Origin of the sequence: Actinoplanes sp. HUAS TT8 (assembly GCF_051380535.1) — a bacterium.
GTDB lineage: Bacteria > Actinomycetota > Actinomycetes > Mycobacteriales > Micromonosporaceae > Actinoplanes.
Window position 1 is genome coordinate 647,033 of record NZ_CP195646.1, and the last position, 18,773, is coordinate 665,805.

At 70.0% G+C, this 18,773-nt stretch carries 17 protein-coding genes; 10 read left to right on the forward strand and 7 right to left on the reverse strand.

Going from position 1 to position 18,773, the window contains the following annotated elements; all coding sequences use genetic code 11:
- From ACSHV8_RS02800 to ACSHV8_RS02810, 3 genes are all read right to left on the reverse strand, one after another.
- On the reverse strand, positions 1 to 822 hold the full coding sequence (locus ACSHV8_RS02800; protein ID WP_436529068.1) for an ABC transporter permease: 822 nt from the start codon (positions 820 to 822) through the stop codon (positions 1 to 3).
- Positions 819 to 1,802, reverse strand: coding sequence for an ATP-binding cassette domain-containing protein (locus ACSHV8_RS02805; protein ID WP_436529070.1), 984 nt, complete (start codon positions 1,800 to 1,802; stop codon positions 819 to 821). Before ACSHV8_RS02805 ends, ACSHV8_RS02800 begins: the two co-directional genes overlap by 4 nt.
- Before the next feature lie 162 nt (positions 1,803 to 1,964).
- Positions 1,965 to 3,344, reverse strand: a complete 1,380-nt coding sequence (locus ACSHV8_RS02810; RefSeq protein WP_436529072.1) for a cation:dicarboxylate symporter family transporter — start codon at positions 3,342 to 3,344, stop codon at positions 1,965 to 1,967.
- An 82-nt stretch (positions 3,345 to 3,426) separates the two neighbouring features.
- Between ACSHV8_RS02810 and ACSHV8_RS02815 the strand changes: the two genes are divergently transcribed.
- Together ACSHV8_RS02815 and ACSHV8_RS02820 are read left to right on the forward strand one after the other, a co-directional pair.
- On the forward strand, positions 3,427 to 5,001 hold the full coding sequence (locus ACSHV8_RS02815; RefSeq protein WP_436529074.1) for a sensor histidine kinase: 1,575 nt from the start codon (positions 3,427 to 3,429) through the stop codon (positions 4,999 to 5,001).
- Positions 4,998 to 5,666, forward strand: coding sequence for a response regulator (locus ACSHV8_RS02820; protein ID WP_436529076.1), 669 nt, complete (start codon positions 4,998 to 5,000; stop codon positions 5,664 to 5,666). The genes ACSHV8_RS02815 and ACSHV8_RS02820 overlap by 4 nt, the downstream gene beginning before the upstream one ends.
- On the opposite strand, the gene ACSHV8_RS02825 is transcribed toward ACSHV8_RS02820, so the two are convergent.
- Together ACSHV8_RS02825 and ACSHV8_RS02830 are read right to left on the reverse strand one after the other, a co-directional pair.
- Entirely contained in the window at positions 5,621 to 5,881 is a 261-nt protein-coding gene (locus ACSHV8_RS02825; RefSeq protein WP_436529077.1) for a hypothetical protein, read from the reverse strand. The two genes, ACSHV8_RS02820 and ACSHV8_RS02825, sit on opposite strands and share 46 nt — an antisense overlap.
- Positions 5,882 to 5,898: 17 nt before the next feature.
- Positions 5,899 to 6,129, reverse strand: a complete 231-nt coding sequence (locus ACSHV8_RS02830) for a hypothetical protein (protein ID WP_436529079.1) — start codon at positions 6,127 to 6,129, stop codon at positions 5,899 to 5,901.
- 213 nt (positions 6,130 to 6,342) lie between these two features.
- Here ACSHV8_RS02830 and ACSHV8_RS02835 point away from each other — a divergent pair, with 213 nt between their 5' ends.
- The 3 genes from ACSHV8_RS02835 to ACSHV8_RS02845 all read left to right on the forward strand — a co-directional run bounded on the left by ACSHV8_RS02835 (position 6,343) and on the right by ACSHV8_RS02845 (position 9,766).
- The gene (locus ACSHV8_RS02835; RefSeq protein ID WP_436529081.1) at positions 6,343 to 6,525 is read left to right on the forward strand and encodes a hypothetical protein; all 183 of its coding nucleotides are present in this window, start codon (positions 6,343 to 6,345) and stop codon (positions 6,523 to 6,525) included.
- Positions 6,526 to 6,548: 23 nt separating this feature from the next.
- Positions 6,549 to 7,418 (forward strand): Scr1 family TA system antitoxin-like transcriptional regulator, encoded by an 870-nt coding sequence (locus ACSHV8_RS02840; RefSeq protein ID WP_436529083.1) that lies wholly within the window; start codon positions 6,549 to 6,551, stop codon positions 7,416 to 7,418.
- A 74-nt stretch (positions 7,419 to 7,492) separates the two neighbouring features.
- Complete coding sequence (locus ACSHV8_RS02845) at positions 7,493 to 9,766, forward strand: putative bifunctional diguanylate cyclase/phosphodiesterase (RefSeq protein WP_436529084.1); 2,274 nt, start codon at positions 7,493 to 7,495, stop codon at positions 9,764 to 9,766.
- On the opposite strand, the gene ACSHV8_RS02850 is transcribed toward ACSHV8_RS02845, so the two are convergent.
- A complete protein-coding gene (locus ACSHV8_RS02850) occupies positions 9,674 to 10,690 on the reverse strand; it encodes a LacI family DNA-binding transcriptional regulator (RefSeq protein ID WP_436529085.1) in 1,017 nt (338 codons plus the stop codon). The two genes, ACSHV8_RS02845 and ACSHV8_RS02850, sit on opposite strands and share 93 nt — an antisense overlap.
- A gap of 132 nt (positions 10,691 to 10,822) precedes the next feature.
- On the opposite strand from ACSHV8_RS02850, the gene ACSHV8_RS02855 reads away from it, so the two are divergent.
- The 5 genes from ACSHV8_RS02855 (at position 10,823) to ACSHV8_RS02875 (ending at position 17,011) form a co-directional block, all read left to right on the forward strand.
- Positions 10,823 to 12,100 (forward strand): extracellular solute-binding protein, encoded by a 1,278-nt coding sequence (locus ACSHV8_RS02855; RefSeq protein WP_436529086.1) that lies wholly within the window; start codon positions 10,823 to 10,825, stop codon positions 12,098 to 12,100.
- Positions 12,097 to 12,984: a carbohydrate ABC transporter permease gene (locus tag ACSHV8_RS02860; protein ID WP_436529088.1), complete on the forward strand. Its 888-nt coding sequence runs from the start codon at positions 12,097 to 12,099 to the stop codon at positions 12,982 to 12,984. The genes ACSHV8_RS02855 and ACSHV8_RS02860 overlap by 4 nt, the downstream gene beginning before the upstream one ends.
- A complete protein-coding gene (locus ACSHV8_RS02865; RefSeq protein WP_436529090.1) occupies positions 12,981 to 13,835 on the forward strand; it encodes a carbohydrate ABC transporter permease in 855 nt (284 codons plus the stop codon). The genes ACSHV8_RS02860 and ACSHV8_RS02865 overlap by 4 nt, the downstream gene beginning before the upstream one ends.
- 7 nt (positions 13,836 to 13,842) lie before the next feature.
- Entirely contained in the window at positions 13,843 to 15,381 is a 1,539-nt protein-coding gene (locus ACSHV8_RS02870; RefSeq protein ID WP_436529092.1) for a glycoside hydrolase family 43 protein, read from the forward strand.
- 535 nt (positions 15,382 to 15,916) lie between these two features.
- Complete coding sequence (locus ACSHV8_RS02875) at positions 15,917 to 17,011, forward strand: hypothetical protein (RefSeq protein WP_436529094.1); 1,095 nt, start codon at positions 15,917 to 15,919, stop codon at positions 17,009 to 17,011.
- A 52-nt stretch (positions 17,012 to 17,063) separates the two neighbouring features.
- Here the strand turns inward: ACSHV8_RS02875 and ACSHV8_RS02880 are convergent, their stop codons facing one another.
- Positions 17,064 to 18,767 (reverse strand): carbohydrate-binding protein, encoded by a 1,704-nt coding sequence (locus tag ACSHV8_RS02880; RefSeq protein WP_436529096.1) that lies wholly within the window; start codon positions 18,765 to 18,767, stop codon positions 17,064 to 17,066.
- Positions 18,768 to 18,773: the final 6 nt, after the last annotated feature.

An 18,773-nucleotide genomic window follows, 5' to 3' on the forward strand; every position in this document is an offset into this window, starting at 1 on the left:
TCAGGCGCGCTTGTTGTAGGCGCGCAGGGCCAGCGGCACGAAGACCACCAGCAGCCCGGCCATCCAGGCCAGGGTCATCCACAGGTGGTGGGCGACCGGTCCGCCGGTCAGCAGGCCACGTTCGGCGCCGACCAGGTGGGTGATCGGGTTGACCTTGACGAAGGCCTGCAGCCAGCCGGGCAGGGTCTCGGTCTTCACGAACACGTTGCTGCCGAACGAGAGCGGGAAGACCAGCAGGAACATCACGCCCTGGACGGCGCCCGAGGTGCGCACGATCATGCCGACCCAGACCGAGATCCAGCCGAAGCAGAGGCCGAAGCCGACGGCCAGGGCGACCGCGGCCAGGGCGGCCGGAGCGTCGGTCTGGATCCGGAAGCCCATCACGGTGCCGATGCCCAGGGTCACCAGGCACACCGTGATGTAGCGGACGATGTCGGCCATGACCGCGCCGACCAGGGGCGCCGAGCGGGATACGGGCAGGGACCGGAACCGGTCGAAGACACCCTTCTCGATGTCGGCGTTGAGGTTCTGGCCGAGGGCGATGCCGCCCATGGCCAGGGACTGGCCGAGCATGCCGGGCAGCAGGAACTGCAGGTAGGTGTGCCGGTCGCCGCCGGCGATGGCGCCGCCGAACAGGTAGGTGAACATCAGCAGGAAGATGACCGGCTGGATGGTCACGTCGATCAGGGCTTCGGGCGTGCGGACCGTCTTGATCAGGCTGCGCTTCGCGAGGGCCGCGCTGTGCCGGACCAGCGCGAGGAACGGTCCCCCGCGGGGCGCGTCCAAACGGACCGGTGCGTCGTCCAGGACTGCGGTGGTCATACCAGGGCCTCCGTCTTCTTCTCTTTCTCGCCACCGCCGGTGAGCGTGTGGAACACCTCGTCGAGGCTGGGCAGGTGCAGGCCGAACTCGTTGACCTCGACGCCGGCCCGGCGCAGGGCCGGGATGACGTCGTCGAGGACGTGGTCCGAGGTGACCGGGACCGACACGGCGCCGGGCCGGGACCCGGCCGCGGTGTCCGGTGCGGCCGAGGTGCCGGGGGAGGCGACCTGGTCGAGGATCCGCAGCACGTCGGGCACGCGGGCCGGGTCGGCCGGCCGGATGCGCAGGGTCTGCCCGCCGACGCGGCGCTTGAGCCCGTCCGGGGTGTCCTGGGCGATGACCTTGCCGTGGTCGACGACGACGATCTCGTCGGCCAGGGCGTCCGCCTCCTCCAGGTACTGCGTGGTCAGCAGCACGCTGGAGCCCTGCGCGACCTGGGTGCGCACGACGCCCCACATGTCCTCGCGCTTGGCCGGGTCGAGGCCGGTGGTCGGCTCGTCGAGGAAGATCACCTCGGGGTGGCCGACGAGGCTGGCGGCCAGGTCGAGACGGCGGCGCATGCCACCGGAGTACGTCTTGGCCGGGCGGCCCGCCGCCTCGGTCAGGTCGAACCAGGCCAGCAGTTCGGCGGCGCGCTTCTTGGCGTCGCGGGTGTGCAGGTCGAGGAGCTGGCCGATCAGGACCAGGTTCTGAGTGCCGGTCAGGTCCTCGTCGACCGAGGCGTACTGCCCGGTCAGGCCGATCCGGCGGCGCACCTTCTGCGGCTCGCGCAGCACGTCGATGCCGGCGACGAACGCGGTGCCCTCGTCCGGGCGCAGCAGGGTCGCCAGCACCCGCACCGCGGTCGTCTTGCCGGCCCCGTTGGGCCCCAGGACGCCGAGGACCGTGCCCCGGCGCATGGCCAGGTCCACCCCGTCGAGCGCCTGCGTCTTACCGAAGCGTTTGCGCAACCCCTCGGCGCGCACCACGAGATCGTCCACGATTCTCGCTCCCCCTCATCCGTTGTCGGTATCGAGAGTGGGGGAGGGCGCTGGCATGATCCGCACACAGCGCTGGCACGGCTCACCGGGGGGCCGGGTGAGCCGTGCCAGCGGGCTGTCAGGGCGGCGCGAACGCCGTACCCTCAAATCGTGTTTTAGGTTTTAAATCCCTTTTGCCGACGGCGGGGCGGCATCCTCGCCCGCGGGGCCGGCGGTGCTCGCGCCGGCCAGAACCGGGGTCGAGGCCGGCTCCGGGGCGTGGTCGTCGTCGAGCATGGTGGCCTCGTCGAACGGGTCGTTGCCGCTGAGCACCAGCTCGGCCCGCTCCCGGTCGAACTCCTTGGTCCAGGTGCCGATCAGGATCGTGGCGACGGCGTTGCCGGCGAAGTTGGTCAGCGCGCGGGCCTCGGACATGAACCGGTCGATGCCGACGATCAGGCCGACGCCGTCGACGAGTTCCGGCCGGTGCGTCTGCAGGCCGCCGGCCAGGGTGGCCAGGCCGGCGCCGGTGACCCCGGCCGCGCCCTTGGACGCGATGATCATGAACAGGAGCAGGGAGACCTGCTCGCCGATGGAGAGCGGTTTGTCCATGGCCTGGGCGATGAACAGCGACGCCATGGTCAGGTAGATCGCCGTGCCGTCGAGGTTGAAGGAGTAACCGGTCGGCACCGCGATGCCGACGACCGGCTTGCTGACGCCGACATGTTCCATCTTGGCGATCAGGCGGGGCAGCGCCGACTCGGACGACGACGTCGACAGGATCAGCAGGAACTCCCGGCCCAGGTAGCGGAAGAAGCGCCAGATGTTGACCCGGGCGACCAGCCAGAGCATCGGGCCGAGCACCGCGAACACGAAGATCGCGCAGGTCAGGTAGAAGCCGAGCATGATCTGGGCCAGGCTGATCAGCGCGTCCACGCCGGCCGAGCCGACCACCGCGGCGATCGCGCCGAACGCGCCGATCGGGGCCAGCCACATCAGCATGGCCAGCACCCGGAAGACCAGGCGCTGGAAGACGCCGATGGCGTTGAGCACCGGCTGGGCCCGCTCGCCCATCGACTGCAGGGCGAAACCGATCAGCAGCGCGACCAGCAGCGTCTGCAGCACCTCGCTGCCGACCAGCGGGGAGACCAGGGTCGTCGGGATGATGCCGAGGATGAAGTCGGCCGTGCTCTCGCTCGCGGTGCCGCTCACCTGCTTCTGCCCGGCCGCGGCGACCGAGGCGTCCAGGTGCAGGCCGGAGCCCGGGTGAATGATGTTGCCGACGATCAGGCCGATGGCCAGCGCGACCGTCGACATGATCAGGAAGTAGCCGAGTGTCAGGCCGCCGACCTTGCCGACCTTGGCCGCCTGCCGGACCGAGCCGACGCCGAGCACGAGGGTGCAGAAGATGACCGGGCTGATCATCATCTTGATCAGGTTGACGAATCCGGTGCCGATCGGCTTGAGCTCCACTGCCGTCTCCGGAGCGAGCAGGCCTACGGCGATGCCGAGGAGTACGGCCACGATCACGGCCGGATACAGATAGCGGGTGCGGTCCTTCATGGCGAGGACTGTGGTCTAGGTCTCAGCCCAGATCACGATTACGGTCATTCTGTTCATCGCCTCTCACGGGCTGGAAACGGGTATGACTCGTCGGTGGAGTATCGCGCGGCAACTGTTCGCGCTGCAGGTGCTGGTCGTGACGCTGCTGGTGGCGGTCTGCACGACCGGCGCCGTGCTGCTCGCCCGGCGCGATGCCCGCAACGCGGCGATCGGCGAGGTCACGGCCGTGGCCGAGACGATCGCGCACTCGCCCGAAGTGGTCACGGCGTTGCATTCCGAGGATCCCAGCAAAACCCTTCAGCCGTACGCCGAGGCGGCGCGCAAAGCCACCGGGACCGACTTCATCGTGGTGATGGCCCCGGACCGCACCCGGTACACGCATCCGACCCCCAGCCTGATCGGCCGGCCGTTCGCCGGTTCGGTCGACCAGGCGCTGGCCGGTGGCGAGGTCGTCGAGGAGTACCCGGGCAGCCTGGGTGACTCGTGGCGCACCGTCGTACCGATCCGCGACGGTTCCGGCACGATCGTCGGCCTGGTCGCGGTCGGCATCCGCACCACCGCGATCAACCGGGCCCTGGTCGCCCAGTTCCCGGCGGTCGCCACCGGCACCGCCGCGGCGCTGCTGCTGGCCGCGGCCGGCGCGTGGGTCCTGAGCCGCCGCCTGGGCCGGCAGACCCACGGGCTCGGGCCGGCCGAGATGACCAGCATGTACGAGTACTACGACGCGGTGCTGCACTCGGTCCGCGAGGGCCTGGTCGTGGCCGGCCGCGACGGGCGGGTCGAGCTGATCAACGACGAGGCCCGGCGGCTGCTCGGCCTCGACTTCATCGATCCGCCGGAGATCCCCGCCGAGGTCGCCGACCTGATCGCCGAACGGCGCACCATGGTGGACGAGCCGATCCTGGCCGGCGACCGCATCCTGGTCGCCAGCCGTCGCTTCACCCACGACTCCCGCGGCAGTGTGCTCACCCTGCGCGACCACACCGAGCTGCGCCAGCTCACCGGCGAACTCGACTCGGTGCGCGGCCTGACCGAGGCGCTGCGGGCCCAGGCCCACGAGGCCGCCAACCGGCTGCACACCGTCCTCACCCTGGTCGAACTCGGACAACCGGAAGAAGCGGTCCGGCTCGGCACCGAAGAACTGGCGCTCGCCCAGCAGCTCACCGACCAGGTCGTCGGCGCGGTCCGCGAACCGGCCCTGGCCGCGCTGCTGCTCGGCAAATCGGCCCAGGCCGCCGAACGCGGCGCCGAACTGATCGTCGACCCGTCCTCGCAGGTGAACGATTCACCCCTGCCGCCTCGTGATCTGCTCACGGTGGTCGGCAACCTGGTCGACAACGCCCTGGAAGCGGTCGCCGGTGTCCCGGCCGGCTCGCCGCGGCGGGTACGGGTACTGGTGCGGCAGGAGGAGGACGCGGTGCTGGTCGAAGTCGGCGACACCGGGCCGGGGCTGACCCCGGACCAGGCGGACGCGGCCTTCCGGCGCGGCTGGACGACCAAACCGGGCCCCGGCCGGGGCGTCGGACTGTCGCTGGTCCGGCAGGTCGCGCAGCGGTACGCCGGGACGTACGGCATCAGCCCGGGACCCTCGGGCGGGGCGATCTTCTCCGTCCGGCTGTCGCTGCCCGTCCCGGCCGGCCCGGAGCGGCCGCGATGATCCGGGTGCTGGTCGTGGAGGACGAGCCGCTGATCGCCGAGGCGCATCGCGTGTACACCGAGCGGGTCGACGGGTTCGAGGTCGTGGGCGTGGCGCACACGGCCCGGGAGGCGACGGGCATCCTGCGTACGCGGGAAGTGGATCTGATTCTTCTTGATCTGAACCTGCCCGATCGGCATGGACTCGACCTGGCCCGGGCGTTGCGGGCGGCCGGCAGCGGTGCCGACGTGCTGGCCGTGACGTCCAACCGCGACCTGGGGATGGTGCGGCAGGCGGTGGCGCTCGGGGTGACGCACTATCTGCTGAAGCCGTTCACGTTCGCCGCCTTCCGGGACAAGCTCGACCGGTACGCCCGTTACCGCGCGCAACTGGTGGAATCGACCGAGGCGGCGGCCCAGCACGAGATCGACCGGGTGTTCTCGACGCTGCGCGGGAGCCCGCCGGGGAGCCTGCCGAAAGGGCTCGACTCGGCGACGTTCGACCTGGTGCTGGGGGCTTTGCGGGCCGAGCCGGGACTGTCGGCGGCCGAGGTGGCGGCCCGGACCGGGACCTCGCGGGTGACGGCTCGTCGCTACCTGGAGCATCTGGCCGAGTCGGGGCGGGCGGTGCGCACTCCGCGTTATGGGGGGCCGGGGCGGCCCGAGGTGGAGTACCGCCCGGCCTGAATCCGCCGCGCGGCCGTGGCCGTTCGCAGCGCCGGCCAGAACCGGAGCCGCCGCCGGTGGTCGGCTGCGGCGATCACCGCCGCCAACGCCGGGCGTTCGTGGGCCGGGACGAGAACGATGACGATCAGCAGCGGTAGGGCGGCGGCCAGCAACTCGGTCATCACGACGAAGGCGACGAGCGCGGTGACCAGCCCGATGAGGACGACAGGACTCATGGCGACTCCTGAACCGGTCACCGGGCGACGATTGCGGCCAGCAGAAGGACCAGCGCGATGCCGAGGGAGAAGGCGACGACGGCAGCCGCTGCGGCCGCCTCCAGTACGACTCCGAACGGCTCCATCGCGCGTTTCAGGAAACGAAGTCCGATGATCACGCAGAATCCGGCCAGGACGAGATAGAGCAGGGGCTGATCGCCGGCGAGCGAGGGCCCCGGTGACGACAGGTGGAACATGACCACCGCCAAGGGGAGTAGTGGATTGACTACTCTCAGGCTCCGGGAGGTGGCGGCGACTGTCCATGACTTATTCACTACCTGCGAATAAATTTAGGCCCATTGATCGTTTGTCAAGGGTGATTTTCGGTCGGTTAGTTGTCACGCCGCATGCTGACGCGTTTCCGCACCTCAAACCTCGTAGTATGATAAATCTCCAGTGTGACTAAAAGGATGACCTTGCGCGTGATCGCTGACAGCTGTACCTCGGGTGCCTGTCCGACGATCTTCAGCACCGACTCGGGTTCCATCGTGGTCCAGGGCTATGTGGTTCCGGCGGAGCAGGCCGGTGTCGACGTGCCGGACGGCGAGATGCTCGTGGAGATTCCCCTGGAGCTTCTCCGAGCGGCTCAGCAGGCGGTTTCCTGAGGGTTCGAGACGGGGGCAATCGATTGGCGACCAGCTCTGATCCCCACGTCGATCCGGAGCAGCCGATCGGTGAGGCCCTGGCGCGGATGCGTCGAGCCCACCAGCTCAGCGGGGCCAAGCTGGCCGCGCTGGTTGGCATGAGCCAACCCAAGATCTCCCGGATCGAGCGCGGCCGCGGGCTTCCCGATCCGGAGGACGTGGTCGTCATCGCGCGTGCCCTGGGCGCCGGCGAGGCCGAGGTCCAGGACCTGCGGCGCCGAGCCGAAATGGCGCACGACCGGATGACCGACTGGCGCCCGGCGGCGGCCGGCCTCGCCAATCGGCAGCGGGGCGTGGCGAAGTGGGAGTCCTCGGCTCGCGAGATCCGGGACTTCCAGCCCGCCGTGCTGCCCGGATTAGTGCAGATCGGCAGCTATGTGCGTGCAGCGCTGCTGGCGTTCCTGCGTGTGGTGCAGCCGGAGGGCGACGAGTTGGAGCTGGCCCGCGCGGTCACCGCCCGGACCGAGCGGCAGGAGGCCCTGGCCGACCTCGGCAAGAAGTTCCACTTCGTGATCGCCGAGGCGGCGCTGCGCAATCGCCTCTGCCCGCCGGTGTCGATGCTCGAGCAGCTCGGTCATCTCCGTGAGCTCGCCGGTCGTCCCAACGTGACGTTCGGCATCATCGCCGACGAGACGCCGACGGCCATCCCGCCCCAGCATGGATTCACGCTCTTCGACGACGACATGGTTGTCATCGAGACCTACAACACCGGGCTGCTCTCCCGGGGCGGCAACGTCATCCTGCAGTACCGGCAGGTGTTCGAGAGCTTCGCGGGGGCGGCGGCGCCGGAGATCGGGCCGATCCTGGACAAGTACGAGACCTATTACGTGGAGCGGCTGACCCGGCGGGAGTGAGCTGCTTCGGGATTGGTCGGACCGGGTTGGGGTTGGGGCTCAAGTTTGCCGGGCGCGTGCCGAACTGACCGGATGTGACGGGTCTCCGGCGTCCCCCGTGGTGGCTCGCCTGGCTGCTGGTCGGCACGGCGGTCGCAGCCGGGTGGTCGCTGCTGCCGTACGGCCTGGCCGCGGTGGTCGTGTCCTCGCTGCTGTCGTTCGCAGCGGTCGCGGTGATGGTGGTCGGGGCTCGGCGGCGGCATCGGGATCAGAAGCCGGCCTGGTACCTGTTCGCGGCCGGGGTCGTCACCTGGGTGGCCGGTGATCTGGTCTACGCGGCGAACGGGGCTGCCTCGTTCCCGTCCTGGGCCGACGCGTTCTACCTGGGTGCCTATCCGCTGCTGGTGATCGCGCTGTTCCTGCTGACCCGCCGGCGGGGGCCGTTCTGGTCGGGGAACCTGATCGACTCGGCGATCGTGGCGATCAGTGTCGGCATCGCGTACTGGACGTTCGTGATCGAACCGATCGTGATCGACGCGACGCAGTCGCCGCTGGCCCGGGCGGTGACGGCCGGCTACCCGACGATGGGTGTGCTGTTGTGTGCGCTGCTGGTGCCGATGCTGTTGCGCCGGGGTCCGCGGACGGCCGGGATGTGGCTGCTCACCGTGGGCGGCGTGGTCACGCTGGCCTGCAACACCGTGTACACGCTGGTGCCGGCGGCGATGGATCCGTGGGGGTCGTTCGTCTACGGCGGCTACCTGTTCGCCTACGTCTGCTGGGCCGCCGCGGCCATCCACCCGTCGCCGACCCTGGGGCCGGCCGAGGAGGCCGACAGTCTGGGCTGGAGCCGGCTGCTGGCGCTGCTCGCCTCGATGCTCATGGTGCCGGCGATCCTGCTGGTGCAGGGCGAGCGCGGGACCGGTGCGACCAGCTGGCTGGCCGTCGGGATCGGTTCGATGGCGCTGTTCGTGCTGGTGGTGACCCGGATGTCCGGGTACATCGCGCGGGCTCACAGCCAGGCCCGGCGGCTGCACGACCTGGCCATGCGCGACGACCTGACCGGCCTGCCGAACCGGCGGGCCTTCGAGGAGGAGGCGATCCGCGGGGTGGCGGCCGGCCCGTGCCGGCTCATCATGATCGACCTGGCCGGGTTCAAGCACGTCAACGACCGGCTCGGCCGGACCGCCGGCGATCAGGCCCTGGCCGCGGTGGCCGACCTGCTGCGCCGCTCGCTGCGCGAGGGTGACGCGGTGGCCCGGATGGGGGCCGACGAGTTCGCGGTCCTGGCGCTGGACACGCGCGAGGGCGAGGGCGACGCCGTGGTGGCCCGGCTGGTCGACCTGCTGCGCCGGCCGATCGTCTCGGGCGAGCACGAGCTGCTGCTCAATGCCCGGCTCGGGGTGGCCGACAGCGAGCACTGCGGGGCGGTGCCGGTGCCCGAGCTGGTGCGCCGGGCCGACACCGCCCGGTACGCCGCCAAGGCGGCCGGCAGTCAGCTCATGGTCTACACGGCCGAGCTGGACGCGCGGGCCGACGCGACCGCGCGGCTCGGCGCCGACCTGCGGCACAGCCTGGACGACGGCGATTTCCGGGTGGTCTACCAGCCGATCGTGGACCTGGACACCGGGCGGTTCCAGGCCTGCGAGGCGCTGGTGCGCTGGCATCACCCGGTGCGCGGGTTCGTCAGCCCGGTCGACTTCGTGCCGGTCGCCGAGGACAACGGGCTGATCGTCGAGCTGGGCGAGTTCGTCATGCGTACGGCGTGCTGGAAGTTCGCCGGTTGGCGGCGGGACCTGGGCCGGGACGCGCCCGGCTACATCAGCGTGAACGTGTCGGCCCGCCAGCTCAGCGAGCCCGGCTTCCCGGCGGTGGTGGCCGGGATCCTCACCGAGTGCGGTCTCGAACCGGCCCAGCTGCTGGTCGAGGTGACCGAGACGGCCCTGTTCGGCGGGGGGACCGCGGTGCACGCGGTGGAGACGCTGCACGCGGCCGGGGTGCGGATCGCGCTGGACGACTTCGGCACCGGACACTCGTCGCTGGGCCTGCTGCGGACCGTCCCGGTGGACGTGCTCAAGGTCGACAAGTCGTTCGTCGACGAGATCACCGCCGACGGTTCCCGGGCAGTGATCGTGGACGCGCTGATCCACGTCAGCAAGGGGCTGGGGCTGCTGGCCGTCGCCGAGGGGGTCGAGACCGCGTTGCAGGCCGATTACCTGCGGGAACTCGGGTACGAGTACGCGCAGGGCTACTTCTTCGGCAAACCGGTGCCCGAGCCGTCATTTCACCGACCGGGTGCTCTCCCGGACGACCAGCTCGGTGGCCAGCTCGATCCGGGTGGACTCCAGCCGCTCACCGTTGATCAGTCGTAGCAGGGTGCGGGCCGCGGCCACGCCCATCTCGTGCAGCGGCTGCCGCACGGTGGTCAGCGGCGGCGCCGTCCACTGGGCGAAGTTCAGGTCGTCGAAGCCGACCACGCTGACGTCGCCCGGGATGCGCAGGCCGGCCCGGCGCAGCGCCTCGTACACCCCGGTGGCCTGCTGATCGCTGCCCGCGAAGATCGCCGTCGGACGCTCGGGCCGGTCGAGCAGCGCGGCCGTGGCCTGCAGGCCGCCCTCGTGCTGGAAGTTGCTGTAGCGCACCAGCTGCCGGTCGGCGGGCAGCCCGGCCGTCTCCAGCGCGGCCCGGTACCCGGCGATGCGGGCCCGGGTGCACTGCAGTTGTTCCGGGCCGCCGATCGCGGCGATCCGGGTGTGCCCGAGCTGGATCAGGTGCTCGGCCGCCGCGTACCCGCCGGAGAAGTTCGTGGCGCCGATCGACGGGACCTCCGGCGGCGGCTGGCTCACCCCGTCGACCACCACGAACGGCAGGCCGCGGCGTTCCAGGTCGCCCCGCTGGGCCTCGGTCAGCTCGGAGAGCACCAGGATCGCGCCCTCCGAACCGCGGGCCAGCAGCGAGTCGATCCAGCGGCGGGTCAGTGACTGCCGGTTGTGGACCGAGGAGACGACCAGGCTGAGCCCGGCGTCCTCGATCACCTCCTCGACCCCGGACAGGATGGACAGACCCCACACGCTGTCCAGCTGGTTGATCACCAGATCGATGAGATCGGTACGGCGGCCGGCCCGTCGCGCCGTCCGGGGCCGCTGGTAGCCGCGCTCGGTGATGAGTTTCTCGATCGTGCGCCGGGTCGACGGCGCCACGTCGGTGTGCCCGTTGAGCACTTTCGACACGGTGGAGATCGCCACGTTGGCCTCGCGGGCGATCTCGGTCAGGGTCGGCCGCCGGCTCGACGCCATGTTTCCCCCAGGTTTCGAAAAGTATTGCCGTCATCGATGCCGTGTCGTGTGATCGGCACGTTACACCGCCGCTGGACGGCACCGAAACCTCTCCGAAAGATTTCGATAACCATGCGCAGAACCGTTCTGAAAGTGATCGCCGCGTCGGCGGCGCTGACCCTGGCCGCGGCGTGCGGCAACGGCGGCCCGGGCACCGGATCCGGTGCGGCCGGCTCCGGGGTGCAGGTGTGGGCCCTGGAGGACGCCGCGGTCAACCCGATCGCCACCCGGAGCATCGCCGACTTCAACGCCGGCACCGGGAACAAGGTCGAGCTGGTCACCTACGTCAACGACGCGTACAAGCAGAAACTGCAGGTGGCGATGGGCTCGCCGCAGGCGCCGGACGTCTTCTTCAACTGGGGCGGCGGCAACCTCGAGCAGTTCGTGGACGCCGGGCAGGTCGAGCCGCTGGACGACGTGCTGGCCAAGGATCCCGCGCTCAAGGACAAGTTCCTGCCCAGCGTGATGTCGGTCGGGCAGGTCGGCGGGAAGCAGTACGGCCTGCCGATGCTCGGGGTGCTGCCGGTCGTGTTGTTCATCAACAAGGACGTCTTCGACCAAGCCGGGGTCCAGCCCCCCAAGACGTACGCGGAGCTTCTGAATTTGATCGATGTTTTTAAATCGAAGAGGGTCGTGCCGATCGCGCTGGCCGGCTCGCAGGGCTGGACCGAACTGATGTGGCTGGAGTACCTGCTGGACCGCATCGGCGGCGCCGACAAGTTCCAGGCGATCGCCGCGGGCCGCGACGGCGCCTGGACCGACCCGGCCGTGGTCAAGGCCCTCGGCGAGATCAAGAACCTGGTCGGGCGGGGTGCGTTCGGCACCAACTACGCCTCGGTCAACTACGACAACCAGGGCGCGTCGAAGCTGTTCGCCACCGGCAAGGCGGCCATGCACCTGATGGGCACCTGGGACTTCTCGGTGCAGAAGGACGCCAACCCGAAGTTCATCACCGACGGCAAGCTCGGCTACGTGAACTTCCCGGCCTACGACGGCGGCGCCGGTGACCCGAAGGCCGTGGTCGGCAACCCGAGCAACTACTACTCGGTCAACGCGGCGTCGAAGAACAAGACCGTGGCCACCGACTTCGTGGTGAAGTCGCTGACCTCCGACTCCTACATCAACGGCCTGATCGAAGCCGGACAGGTCCCGCCGGTCAAGGGCGTCGAGGCGACGCTCAGGACCAAGCCGAACGCGGACTTCACCACCTTCACCTACGACCTGGTGGCGAACGCGCCGAGCTTCACCCAGTCCTGGGACCAGGCGCTCAGCCCGTCGGTCAGCGCCGCACTGCTGACCAATCTGCAGAAGCTGTTCGTCGACAAGATCACCCCGGACGAGTTCGCGGCCGCCATGGCCAAGGTCAAATGATCGCCGCAGCACACAGGGAGCGGCCCGGGTTCGCCTGGGCCGCGCCCGCGGTCGCCTTCTTCGTCGCCCTCGGCATCCTGCCGGTCGTCGCCGTCGCCTACCTGAGCCTCACCCGGTGGAACGGCCTGGGCGACCCGCAGTGGATCGGCCTGGCCAACTGGGCGGCCGTCACCGACGACCCGGACCTGATCAACGGCATCACCCGGACGCTTCTGCTGACCGTCGTCTCCTGGCTCCTGCAGACACCGTTGGCGCTGCTCATCGGCGTGTGGGCGGCCGGCCCGCAACGCGCTCGCGCGGCCGTGTCGACCCTGTTCTTCCTGCCGCTGCTGCTGTCGACCGCGGCGATCTCGCTGACCTTCGTGTCGCTGCTCGACCCCAACTTCGGGCTGGCCGCGGACTACGGAAAGTACGTCGGCGTGCCGGACGGCAACTTCCTCGGCTCGGACAACGCGCTCTACGTCATCGCGTTCGTCGTGGCCTGGCAGTTCGTGCCGTTCCACACGCTGCTCTACCAATCGGCGACCCGGCAGATCCCCCGGTCGCTCTTCGAGGCCGCGCAGATCGACGGAGCAACGGGGGTGCGGCAGTTCTTCGCGATCACCCTGCCGCAGTTGCGGAACACGATCATCGCGAGCTCGGTGCTGATGCTGGTCGGCTCACTGACGTACTTCGAAATGGTTCTTCTGATGACCAACGGCGGGCCGGGCACCGCGACCCGGGTGCTGCCGCTGCACATGTACATCAAGGGATTCGTCGGCTTCGACATGGGTTATGCCAGCGTGCTCGCGGTTCTGCTGGTCGCCGTCGGCACCGCCCTGTCGGTCGTCGTGGTCCGCATCACGGGCTACCACCGGATGGCCAGCGATCGGGAGGGCGCATGACGTCGGTCGTTTTTTCCAGATCAAGATCAAGGCTTGCGCGTACGTGGAATGTCCCGGCCGGGGTTCTGGCGGCCGTCTGGCTCGTGATCGTGGCCGTCCCCGTCTACTTCGTCGTGATCACCGGGTTCCGCACCCAGGACGCGTACATCGAGCAGGGCCCGCTCGACCTGCCGACCCACCCGACCCTGGCCAACTTCACCGCCCTGTTCGAGCTGGGATTCACGACGTACCTGGTCAACAGCCTGATCGTGGCGTTCGGCACGGTGGCGCTGGTGCTCGGGGTGGCGCTGCCCGCGGCCTACGCGATCGTCCGCAACCCGAGCCGGGCGCTGCGCACCGCGTTCAACGTCTTCCTGCTCGGGCTGGCCGTGCCCGCGCAGGCGGTCATCGTGCCGATCTACCTGATCATCACGAGACTGCAGATGTACGACTCGCTGCTCGCCGTCGTCCTGCCCACCGCCGCGTTCTCGCTGCCCATCGCCATCGTCGTCCTGACCAGCACCCTGCGCGACATCCCGGGCGAACTGTACGAGGCGATGACCGTCGACGGCGCCACCACCCGGCGGATCTTCCGGCAACTCGTCCTGCCCCTGTCCCGGCCCGGACTGGTCAGCGTCGGCATCTTCGTCGGCCTGGGCGCCTGGAACGGCTTCCTCTTCCCGCTCGTGCTCACCCAGAGCGACGACCAGCGGGTGCTCACCCTCGGACTGTGGAGGTTCCAGAGCCAGTACGGCACCGACGTGCCCGGACTGATGGCCGCCGTCGTGATCTCCGCGCTGCCGGTCCTCGCCCTGTACCTGTTCGGCCGCCGTCACCTGCTCAGCGGGCTCGCGGCCGGCTTCGGAAAGTAGCCCACCCTTGTCCGAGATCCGCAATCCGGTCCTGCCCGGCTTCCACCCCGACCCGTCGATCCTGCGCGTCGGCGACGACTACTACCTGGCCACCTCGACGTTCGAGTGGTACCCCGGCGTCCGCCTGCACCACTCCCGGGACCTGGTGCACTGGCGGCCGCTGGGCGGTGCCCTGTCGTCGCTCCGCCTGCTTGACCTGGCCGGCGCCCCCGACTCCGGCGGAGTCTGGGCACCCGGCCTGACCTGGGCCGACGGCCTGTTCTACCTGGTCTTCACCGACGTCAAGGGCTACAGCGGCTTCTTCGACACCCCGAACTACCTGGTCACCGCGCCCAGCATCGACGGACCGTGGTCGGACCCGATACCGCTGCACGCCCGAGGCTTCGACCCCTCCCTGTTCCACGACGACGACGGGCGGACCTGGCTGCTCAGCAACCGCACCGACTGGCGGCCCGGCCGGCCCTGGGCGTCCGGGATCATCGCGCAGGAACTCGACCGGGCAGCCGGGAAACTCGTCGGGGAACCGGTCGAGATCTACCGCGGGACCGCGGCCGGCATGACCGAAGGACCGCACCTCTACCGGCGGGACGGGTGGTACATCCTCCTCACGGCCGAAGGAGGAACCGACTGGTTCCATCAGGTGACCGTGGCCCGGGCCCGGCACCCGCTCGGGCCCTATCAGACCGACCCGGCCGGGCCGCTGCTCACCTCCGTGCACCGGCCCGGCCTCACCCTGCAGAAAGCCGGACACGGAAGCCTGGTGGAGACACCCGGCGGCGAATGGTTCCTGGCGCACCTGGCGGCCCGGCCGCTGAGCCGGCCACGCGGGCGCTGCATCCTCGGACGGGAGACCGCGATCCAGCGGGTCACCTGGACCGAGGACGGCTGGCCGCGCATCGAAGGCGGCGTGCCACACGACGTGGTGAACGGGCCCGACCTGCCGGAACATCCGTGGCCGGCCGTGGTGCAAGACTTCGGCGGGCCGCAGTGGAACAGCCTGCGGCGGCCGGCCGAACCGTCCTGGGTGACCGTCCTCGACCCGGGAGCCGTGCGGATCCTGGGCGGGCGGTCGGCGGCCGCCCACACCGGGGAGAGCCTGCTGGCCCGGCGGGTCGACGCGTTCCGGGCGTCGTTCGAGGCGACGGTGGACTTCACGCCGGTCGGATTCCAGCAGACGGCCGGGGTGGTGGCGTACTACAACAGCCGGAACTGGTACTTCCTGCGCGTCGGCTGGGACGGTGAGGTGGTCGTCGAACTGACCTCCCGCGTCCGGGGACGCCTGCGGGCCCACGGCCCGGCCGTTCCGGTGAGCGGGCCGGTGCGCCTGCGGCTCGACCTCGACCACGGCGAGCTGACGGCGTCGTGCGGCGACGTGCGGTGGGGGCCGCTCGACGCGAGCGTGCTGTCCGACGAACATGCCTTCGAATCGGACGGGGAGAACGCATTGGCCTGGGGATTCACCGGGGCGTTCGTGGGGTTGTGGGTGCAGGATCTGACCGGGGGTGAGTTGGCGGCCGACTTCAGCGAGGTCCGGTACCGGAGCTGATCAGCCGGGGCGGCGGTGTGTCCGCCCCTGGCGTGGCTCTCCGGCTGGGTTTTGGGCGCGGCCCTTCCGCCATCTGCGCGGGAGGGCCGGCTCCGCGTGGGCAGGGGCCGCTTCGTGCCGTGCCGTGTCGGGTCGTGCGCGGGACCGCGTCGCGTCGTGGGTCCGGCCTGCGTCGTACCGTGTGGGTTCGTTTCGTGCGGGGGGAAGGGTGCGCTCGCGCCGGCGGAGGGCGTGCAGCTCCGTGCGTCGGCGCTTAGCACGCCCGAGTGGAGGCGTGGTGGATATCCACAGTGGCGGGTTGTCCACAGGGGCTCGGCGGGGGTTCGGCGAATTCGGGATAATGGTCGTGGGACCGCCCCCCGGTGGAGTGGTGGGGTCTGTCCGGGTCGCGCCTCGGTGCCGGGCCACCCGCGGAACCCCCCATGGCCGTACCCGCAAATGCCCTGGACCCGAAGCGGCCTCCCGCCAACCGCATGGTTTTCGCAGGTGATCCACGGCCACAAGACCCCACATTGATCAACTAAGCTCTCCGGCCATGGTCAGCGAGAACGTCGAAGACAAGCTCCGGGAGTTCGCCGAGGATCCCGATTTTCCGCACCGGGAGGCGGCCCGGCACGCGCTGCGGTTCCGCTCGTCCGGGGAGGTCTCGGACCTGGTCGCGATCGCCGACGAACCGCACGGGTGTGGGACCACCGAGCTGCTGTTCGCGATGGCGGGGGAGAAGCGGACCTGGCTGAACTGGGTGCCGATGCCGGAGGAAGCGGTCATCAACATCAGCCGGGACATCGCCCGCCGGCGGGCCGCCGGTGAGGAGGCGGAGATCACCGAGCTGGGGTTGTCCGGTGGGGAGCCGCCGAGCGCGCTGGCCGCGTTCGAGCGGGCCGCCGGGAAGCCGGTGAAGATCGGGATCGCCGAGTTCGGGGAGCCGGACATGCGGGTTCCGTTGCGGCCGGGGCGGTTCGCGGTCTGGCGTTACCAGGGTGACGAGGCCGAGCCGGCGGTGTTCGCGCCGTCGGGTGAGGCCGTGCGGGTGCTCCACCAGGTCGGGGCCGAGCCGTGGGCGTCGCCGCTGTCCGGGTATGTGCAGGCCGAGCCGTTCGGGGATCTGCCGTTGGACGACCTGCTCGGGTTGCTCGTGCACCCGCCGCAGGCGCCGGACATCCCGCGTTACCAGGTGCTGGCCAGGTCCGACCCGGCCTACTGGTATCGCCTGCTGCAGCCGTGGGTCTGTCTGGGCATCCTGCACCACGAGAAGCAGGAGCCGTGGGCGACGTCGACGCGGCGGCAGGTGCTGGTCGATCTGGCTTTCGGGGTGGAGGACTGGGTTTCTGACGCGGCGCTGTTCGCGCTGGTCACGGCCGCCTATCGGCAGCCGGAGATCCGCGATGAGGTACGTGGCCTGGTCGCTGACCGGATGCTCGCGGCCACGCGGGCGCCCCGGCCGGTGACGATCTGGACGTCGCTGGCGCACCTGATGCTGATCACCCCGAACGCCACCGCCGACGACCGTTCCCTGGCCGCGGCGATTCTGAAGCAGAACGAGGAACCCGAGCCCGAGCCCGAGCCACAGCCGCGCTCGAACCGTTCGCGGGAGCGGCGCTGGCCGCGCTGGCTGGGCGGGCGCAGGTAGGGACGGGCCGCCGCCGGGACCCCGGCCCAGGGTCCCGGCGGCGGGTTCGGGGTCAGCTGAAACGGAACCAGTCGAGTTCGAGGATGTCGGTGGTCTCGTTGGCCCGGGGCACGACCGTGATCGAGGTCGTGCCGGCCGGGAGGTTGCTGACGTTGAACGCGATTTCCTTGTACGTCCCGGTCGAGCCGGTGCCGAGCAGGCCGGGCGCGGCGATGACCGGGCCGGTGGCCGAGCCGGCGTGGAATTCGAGGGTGAACGCGCTGCCGGTGGATCGGGCCGAGGAGTAGCGGAAGACGACCTGGTTCGGGGTCCGCCCGAAGCTCATCCGGTCGTAGCGGGCCCAGTCGCCGTTGTTCAGCGAGCCCAGCCGGTTGCCGGCAACGGTTGTGCCGCTCTGGGAGTCGGGCCCTTCGGCCTCGATCGTCGCGAAGGCGTCCCGGCCACCACCGGTCGGGGGCGTGGAAGTCGACGTGGAAGGAGAAGGGGAAGGAGACGACGACGGCGACGGTGATGACGTCGGGACACCACTGCCCCAGTCGACTCCGCGGCCCGCGAGGGTCCCGTTCACGAAGAGCGAGTTCTGCAACTCCCGCTTGAACCCGGCCCGGATCGTCGCGTTGTCCTGGATCCGGCTGTCCCCCCAGTATCCGTCGGTGCAGTTCGGTGACCCGGCCGTCGCCCCCACCGGGCAGCTGAACTGCTTGATCGCCTCCCAGTCGCTGTTGATGTAGGAGGCCGCGCGAATCACGTCACTGTTCGCGTTGATGTACGAGAAGTACTGGTCGTACCACCCGGCCAGCTCGTTCAGCCCACCCAGGGCCACCCGGTTGTTGACGTTTACGCAGGACGAGTCGAGTGTGGAGGTCCGGTAGCCCTGCGGTGTCGACTCGGCGATCATCGCCGGCTTGCCGTGGGCGCGGGCGAAGTTCACCACCCGGTCGTAGAGCACCCCGGGCGAGCTGGTCGGGGTGTCGCACGCCCACTGATGCTTCCGGTACGTCGCGTCCCAGTAGAACGTGCTCATCGCCACCCAGTCCACGACGTCGTCGCCCGGATACCAGTCGGCCAGGTGGTTCGGGTGGGAGAAGTCCTGCTTGTACTCGGCCGCCCCGTCCTTGACGTAGCTGGCGCTCTGCCACACGGTCGCCACGTTGCTCGCGCCGAGCGCGGTGATCCGCTGTTTGACGACCCGGAACGCGGCCTTGTAGAAGTCGGCGTTGTAGCAGTTCCACGGCCCGTCGAACTCGTACCCGACGCGCAGGTAGACCGCCCGGCCGGTGTTCTTCAGATACGTGATCAGGTTGTCCAGGTTCTGCCGGTACTGGGCGCCGAGCGCCCCGGCGACGTCCGCGTCCTGCCGGTTGATGATCGCCCGCAGCGGCTGGTTGTTGCAGCCGGGGCTGTCGGCCAGGTAGAGCCCGACGGCCAGGGCCGCGCCCGGGTACTGCGCCAGCGTCTGGTCGAAGTTGAACACGTTGCCGTTGAGGTCACAGGTGGCGGTGAGCCCGTTGCACGCGTTCGGCGAGATGTTGGTGTAGAGCGTGACGCCGCCCGGCTTCGGGAAGCTCGCGTCGACGTCGAGCACCTGCGACTTGTAGGCGGCCAGGTCCGGGGTGGTCTGACCGATCAGGGAGAGCACCTTGTTGCCGGTGGGCAGGTTGACGCCGGTGATGGCGGCCTCGGCGGGGGAGGAGAGGAGCGGCATGGCCATCGCGGCGACCGCGAGCGCCGCGATGGCGACAAAACGTTTCTTCACGGGATT

What these genes read in the sequence shown, in the direction of transcription:
- ACSHV8_RS02865 (WP_436529090.1), top strand. Translation starts at nt 12,981, where the DNA reads ATGACGTCGGTCGTTTTTTCCAGATCAAGATCAAGGCTTGCGCGTACG.
- ACSHV8_RS02820 (WP_436529076.1), top strand. Translation starts at nt 4,998, where the DNA reads ATGATCCGGGTGCTGGTCGTGGAGGACGAGCCGCTGATCGCCGAGGCG.
- ACSHV8_RS02825 (WP_436529077.1), bottom strand. Translation starts at nt 5,881, where the DNA reads ATGAGTCCTGTCGTCCTCATCGGGCTGGTCACCGCGCTCGTCGCCTTC.
- ACSHV8_RS02800 (WP_436529068.1), bottom strand. Translation starts at nt 822, where the DNA reads ATGACCACCGCAGTCCTGGACGACGCACCGGTCCGTTTGGACGCGCCC.
- ACSHV8_RS02810 (WP_436529072.1), bottom strand. Translation starts at nt 3,344, where the DNA reads ATGAAGGACCGCACCCGCTATCTGTATCCGGCCGTGATCGTGGCCGTA.
- ACSHV8_RS02860 (WP_436529088.1), top strand. Translation starts at nt 12,097, where the DNA reads ATGATCGCCGCAGCACACAGGGAGCGGCCCGGGTTCGCCTGGGCCGCG.
- ACSHV8_RS02815 (WP_436529074.1), top strand. Translation starts at nt 3,427, where the DNA reads ATGACTCGTCGGTGGAGTATCGCGCGGCAACTGTTCGCGCTGCAGGTG.
- ACSHV8_RS02875 (WP_436529094.1), top strand. Translation starts at nt 15,917, where the DNA reads ATGGTCAGCGAGAACGTCGAAGACAAGCTCCGGGAGTTCGCCGAGGAT.
- ACSHV8_RS02850 (WP_436529085.1), bottom strand. Translation starts at nt 10,690, where the DNA reads ATGGCGTCGAGCCGGCGGCCGACCCTGACCGAGATCGCCCGCGAGGCC.